5 protein-coding genes and 1 tRNA gene are annotated in these 5,810 nt (G+C 29.9%); 4 read left to right on the top strand and 2 right to left on the bottom strand.

The features are described from left to right. Positions 1 to 98 precede the first annotated feature (98 nt). Positions 99 to 1,640, top strand: coding sequence for a helix-turn-helix domain-containing protein (locus NNC19_RS23055; protein WP_310941037.1), 1,542 nt, complete (start codon positions 99 to 101; stop codon positions 1,638 to 1,640). Positions 1,641 to 1,705: 65 nt separating this feature from the next. On the opposite strand, the gene NNC19_RS23050 is transcribed toward NNC19_RS23055, so the two are convergent. Next, complete coding sequence (locus NNC19_RS23050; protein WP_310941036.1) at positions 1,706 to 2,599, bottom strand: LysR family transcriptional regulator; 894 nt, start codon at positions 2,597 to 2,599, stop codon at positions 1,706 to 1,708. 124 nt (positions 2,600 to 2,723) lie between these two features. Here NNC19_RS23050 and NNC19_RS23045 point away from each other — a divergent pair, with 124 nt between their 5' ends. Beyond that, positions 2,724 to 3,635 carry a DMT family transporter gene (locus NNC19_RS23045; protein WP_310941035.1) on the top strand — a complete coding sequence of 304 codons (912 nt, stop codon included), beginning with the start codon at positions 2,724 to 2,726 and terminating at the stop codon, positions 3,633 to 3,635. A gap of 54 nt (positions 3,636 to 3,689) precedes the next feature. Here the strand turns inward: NNC19_RS23045 and NNC19_RS23040 are convergent. After that, positions 3,690 to 3,776, bottom strand: a tRNA-Leu gene (locus tag NNC19_RS23040). 229 nt (positions 3,777 to 4,005) lie between these two features. Here NNC19_RS23040 and NNC19_RS23035 point away from each other — a divergent pair. Then, the gene (locus NNC19_RS23035) at positions 4,006 to 4,698 is read left to right on the top strand and encodes a hypothetical protein (protein WP_310941034.1); all 693 of its coding nucleotides are present in this window, start codon (positions 4,006 to 4,008) and stop codon (positions 4,696 to 4,698) included. A 26-nt stretch (positions 4,699 to 4,724) separates the two neighbouring features. Then, complete coding sequence (locus NNC19_RS23030) at positions 4,725 to 5,726, top strand: GGGtGRT protein (RefSeq protein WP_310941033.1); 1,002 nt, start codon at positions 4,725 to 4,727, stop codon at positions 5,724 to 5,726. Positions 5,727 to 5,810: the final 84 nt, after the last annotated feature.

The following is a 5,810-nucleotide window of genomic DNA, read 5'->3' as shown; positions in this document are numbered from 1 at the left end:
AATGGGGGAAATAACTAAAAAAAATAATAAAAAAAGGGCATACCCATGGGCTTTATTGAGTTTCCGTGAGTGCTCTAATCATAAAAGGAGGAAAGCTTTTGATTAAGATAGAGACAATATTATGTTTTCTCAAAAATAAGTTGGGGTGCAGAATTTGGGGGGAATATGAAGAAGAGTGTATAATTGAGGATGTAGGGCTACTAGAAAAAGATATGACTTTCAATACTAAAACTATATATTTAGCAAAGGAAATAAGTAATATTACTAGGGAAATTAATATTTTAACAATTGTAGAGAAATTAGATACAAGCATAAATATATTACAAATTGAAACCAGTACTTTTATAGAGGATATATATAGGGAAATTAGAAAATTTATATATTTCCAGTATAAGATATATGCAAAAAAATCCAATCTTTATAGTAGTTTGTATAAGTGTAATAGTATTAATGATATGTTAAATATAGGAGAAAAATATTTAAACAATCCAATATATATATTAGATACTAGTTATAGAATTTTATGTGGTTCTAAAGGTGCTAATTCAATTGAGGCATATGTACAACATGAAAATGGGGAGACCTATTTGTTAATGGATACTATTAATATTATGAAGAAAGATAAATGTATGGAGGATATCTACAAATCAAAAGAAGCTTTTTTTAAATCAGCAGATAATAATCTTATATTTTGTGGAATACGTATTGATGATATTACTGTATCTTATATATGTATCCTTGAAGAGTATAGAAAATTTGTTGAAGAGGATTTAGAATTAGTAAATGCATTATCAGAAGTTATTTCGCTACAAATGCAGAAAGATAATTTATTTATAAATAAATCAGGATTGGAAGAAGAATATTATTTAATGGATCTATTAATTGGAAGGATAAAAGATATTAATTATATGAAACAAAGATTGGGAAACATAAATTTTAAGGTGAATAAAAATTTTTGCCTAATAACTATACCTTTTTCTCAAAGCTTTCATGATTATCGGCATAATTTTGCATTAAAACAATTAATTAATTCTGCTAAAAATATACTTGGAAGTTGCATTGCAGCATATTACGAAGATAAAATAAATTTATTGGTAGGGTCAGAAAGAAATGATGTAATTTCTAAAAATATAAAAGAAAAATTTACTGAATTTTTAATGCTTAATAACTTGAAGGCAGCAATCAGTTCTATATTTTCCAATATACTTCAAACAAGAGACTTTTATGTACAAGCTATATGTACTTTAGAATTATCAGAACATCTAAGAGAAGATAAGAATTTATTAAATTTTAATGATTATTTAGAATATTATTTATTTCATACATATGAAAATGGTCATAATAATAAAAAAAGATTAGAACTTAATAAATTGATTCATCCTCTAATTAATAAACTTATGGAAATAGATAATGATACTAAAGGAGAATTATTAAAAACATTAATAGTTTATTTAGAAAGTAATAGGAATGCTAGTATAGCTTCAAAGAAATTGAATATTCATTGTAGTACATTTTTTTATAGGTTTCATAAAATAGAAAACCTTTTAGATGTATCTTTAAATGATAGTGAAGCATTATTTAAATTTGAATTATCATTTAAAATATTAAAGTATCTAAAAATTGGACCGTGTCTAAACTGAGTGATTATATAATGTTAAATTTCAATAACTTTGATATTAATATTACAGCTATAATTAAAGAGGATTCATAAAAATATACTTTCACTATTACGAGTAAAGTAGTTAAAATCCTCTAATTCTTTTATAAAAGATAAAGCAGCAGGAGATGTGGTATTATAAGATCTAATCAATAATCCGATATTTCTAAAATAATTTGGAGTAAGTTTTATAACATTTAGCTTAAATGAATTAAAACTAAGAATCATTTCTGGAACTATTGAAACTCCTAATCCTTTGCTAACCATAGATAAAATTGTATGATTATTTTCAATTTCAAATTTTATTTTAGGATTTATATTATTTTCTTTAAAGATTTTTTTTATAAGTAAATCACAACCAGACTTTGACATTATAAATGGATATGATTCTAAGTCTTTCATAGAAAAGGAATTTTTAAAGCTTAAAGGATGTTCTTTATTAGTAATAACAACTAAGTTATCATTCCATAATGGTATAAAATCTAATCCCTTAGATGGATTGGCAGAAAAACCTAGGTCTATTGTTCCAGATGAAATCCAATCTTCTATCTCATCATAAGTTCCTTCAAAGATTTTTAAATCAATATTAGGATATTTTTTTTGATAGTTTAAAATAATATTAGGTAATATTTCAGAAGAAACACTTGGAAATGAACCAACTCTTAGTAATCCAGAATCCATGCCCAATATAGATGCTGCTTCTTGTTTTATTAATGAAGCTTTATTTAAAATATCTAAAGCATATTCATATATTTTTAATCCCTCATTTGTTAAACTAACACCAGTACGATTTCTATACAAAAGATTAAAACCTAATTCTTCCTCAAAAGAGGCTATAATATGACTAATGGCTGATTGAGTAAGGGATAAGTTCTGTCCAGCTTTGGTAAAACTTCCTAAATTAACTATTTGAACAAAAGTTTCAAGTTGTTGAAGAGTCATAAAAAAAATCTCCTTTCATGAAAAAAATTCATATTAATTATTATAAACATTAATTTTACTAATTTAAAGAAGCGCAATATAATTAATATGGTTATGTTAATACAGAAAGGAGTAACAGAGAGAGTTGTTAGATAAAAAAATTTATACTGATGGAAAATTTGTAGTAGTTATGGCTACATTATGTTGTTTATTGTGGGGGAGTGCCTATCCTGGAATAAAAATTGGGTACAAGCTGTTTGACATTACAAGTGATATTCCATCAAAGTTTTTATTTGCAGGCTATAGGTTTTTTATAGCAGGACTAATTTTGCTTGTTGTGGCACAGTTAAAAGGGAAAAGCATTTTTTCTATTTCAAAGAGGAATTTTTCTAGATTATTTCTTTTGGGAGCTTTCCAAACATCACTACAATACATATTCTTTTATATTGGGGTAGCTAATACTACAGGAGTAAAGGGATCTATAATGAATTCTACTGTAGCATTTTTTAGCATTATTTTAGCGCACTACATATATGCAGATGATAAACTAAATAAAAAGAAAATAATTGGATGTGTTATTGGATTTATAGGAGTTATAGCTGTAAATTTTGAATCAAATTTATTAGAATTTTCATTTGTTCCTAATGGAGATGGCTTTGTAATAATTGCAGCTTTAATTTTTTCAATAGCAGCAATTTATTCTAAAAAACTTACTAAAAGTATGGATACTATAGTAATAACAGGATATAGCCTATTTATAGGAGGGGTTATTCTTGTGATGTTAGGTCTTTTTGGTGGTGGGGAAATGAGCAGATTCACAATAGAATCCTCAGCAGTTTTAATTTATTTGGCCTTATTATCATCAGTAGCATTTTCAGTTTGGAATTTACTATTGAAATATAATAAAGTAGGACTAGTATCTGTGTATAACTTTTTAACTCCGATTTTTGGATCAATACTTTCAGCGATTTTTTTAGGAGAGACTATTTTAGAAGTAAAGAATATAATTGCACTTATATTAGTTTGTATAGGAATATGGATGGTTAATAAAGAATAAGAAAAATAAAAAAATCTATAAAATTGTTTGAAAACAATTTTATAGATTTAAAAATGGTGCCGGTAGCCGGAGTCGAACCGGCACGGTATTGCTACCGGCGGATTTTGAGTCCGCTACGTCTGCCAATTCCATCATACCGGCAAATTAACGCCAAAGTTATAGTAACATAACTTTGAAAAAAATACAAGAAAAATTTTTTCAATGGAAATAGAGAAAAAATTTGAATATAATAGTTGTTAGAAAGTTCTACTTTTGCTACAATAGGTGGTAGGATAAAAATATCCCCAGTGGGACATTTTTTAACCTACCTTATTTATGTAGCTTGAGTATAAGCTATAATAACTTAATAATTAAGGAGGAGAAAATCAATATGATGTATTCAAAAGAAGTTGAAGAAATGTGCGTTGTTGCAAAAGGGCCTAATCATGGATCAGCACCAATTCCTTCAGAAGGAAAATGGGTTCAATCTAAAGAAGTAACTGATATATCAGGTTTAACTCATGGTATAGGTTGGTGTGCACCACAACAAGGAGCTTGTAAATTAACATTAAATGTTAAGGATGGTATAATCCAAGAAGCATTAGTTGAAACAATTGGATGTTCAGGAATGACTCATTCAGCTGCTATGGCTTCAGAAATTTTACCAGGAAAGACAATTTTAGAAGCATTAAACACAGACTTAGTTTGTGACGCTATAAACACAGCTATGAGAGAATTATTCTTACAAATCGTTTATGGAAGAACTCAAACTGCATTCTCAGAAGGTGGACTACCTATAGGTGCAGGTCTTGAAGACTTAGGAAAAGGATTAAGATCTCAAGTTGGTACTATGTACGGAACTTTAGCAAAAGGACCAAGATACTTAGAAATGGCAGAAGGTTATGTAACAGATGTAGCTTTAGATTCTGACAAAGAAATCATTGGATATAAGTTTGTTAACTTAGGAAAAATGATGGAAAGTATTGCTAAGGGTGTAGATGCTAACGAAGCATTAGAAAGTGCTAAGGGACAATACGGAAGAGTTGCTGATGCAGCTGAATTAATTGACCCAAGACATAAATAATTATAGGTAAAGGAGGAAAATATATTATGGCATTATTTGAAAGTTTTGAAAGAAGAATAGGACAAATCACTCCTGTATTAGAAAAGTACGGAATGAAGACTATGGAAGACGCTAAAGCAGTATGTGCAGAAGCAGGAATAGATCCATACACTATAGCTAAAGAAACTCAACCAATCGCATTTGAAAATGCTGGATGGGCTTACACTTTAGGTGCTGCTATAGCTATAAAGAAAGGTTGCACAAAGGCTGCTGAGGCTGCTGAAGCAATCGGAGAAGGATTACAAGCATTCTGTATCCCAGGTTCTGTTGCAGATGACAGAAAAGTTGGATTAGGACACGGAAATCTTGGAGCTATGCTTTTAAGAGAAGAAACTAAGTGTTTCGCATTCTTAGCAGGTCACGAAAGTTTTGCTGCTGCTGAAGGTGCTATTAAAATAGCTGAAAAAGCTAACAGAGTAAGAAAAGAACCATTAAGAGTTATATTAAATGGTCTTGGAAAAGACGCTGCATTCGTTATTTCAAGAATTAATGGATTCACATATGTTCAAACTCAATTTGACTACTATACTGGAGAAGTTAAAGTAGTTAAAGAAAAAGCATACTCAAACGGAGAAAGAGCTAAAGTAAGATGTTACGGTGCTGATGACGTTAGAGAAGGTGTTGCTATAATGCATATGGAAGGTGTTGACGTTTCTATAACTGGTAACTCAACTAACCCAACAAGATTCCAACACCCAGTTGCTGGAACATACAAAAAGGAATGTGTAGAACAAGGTAAGAAATACTTCTCAGTTGCATCAGGTGGTGGTACTGGAAGAACTCTTCACCCAGATAACATGGCTGCAGGTCCAGCTTCTTACGGTATGACTGATACCATGGGAAGAATGCACTCAGATGCACAATTCGCTGGATCATCTTCAGTTCCTGCTCACGTTGAAATGATGGGTCTAATCGGAATGGGGAACAACCCAATGGTTGGAGCTACTGTTGCAGTTGCAGTTGCTGTAGAAGAAGCAATGAGCAAATAGTAATTTCTGTTCATTAATAACAAAGTTCTGAACGAAATAACAAAGTTCTGAACCAAACTCCAATACGCCTCTTCAGATGGACAA

The organism is Clostridium sp. SHJSY1 (assembly GCF_031626875.1).
Classification (GTDB): Bacteria; Bacillota; Clostridia; order Clostridiales; family Clostridiaceae; genus Clostridium.
Note: the sequence above shows the minus strand (reverse complement) of the source record. Positions and strands in the feature narration are given on the sequence as shown.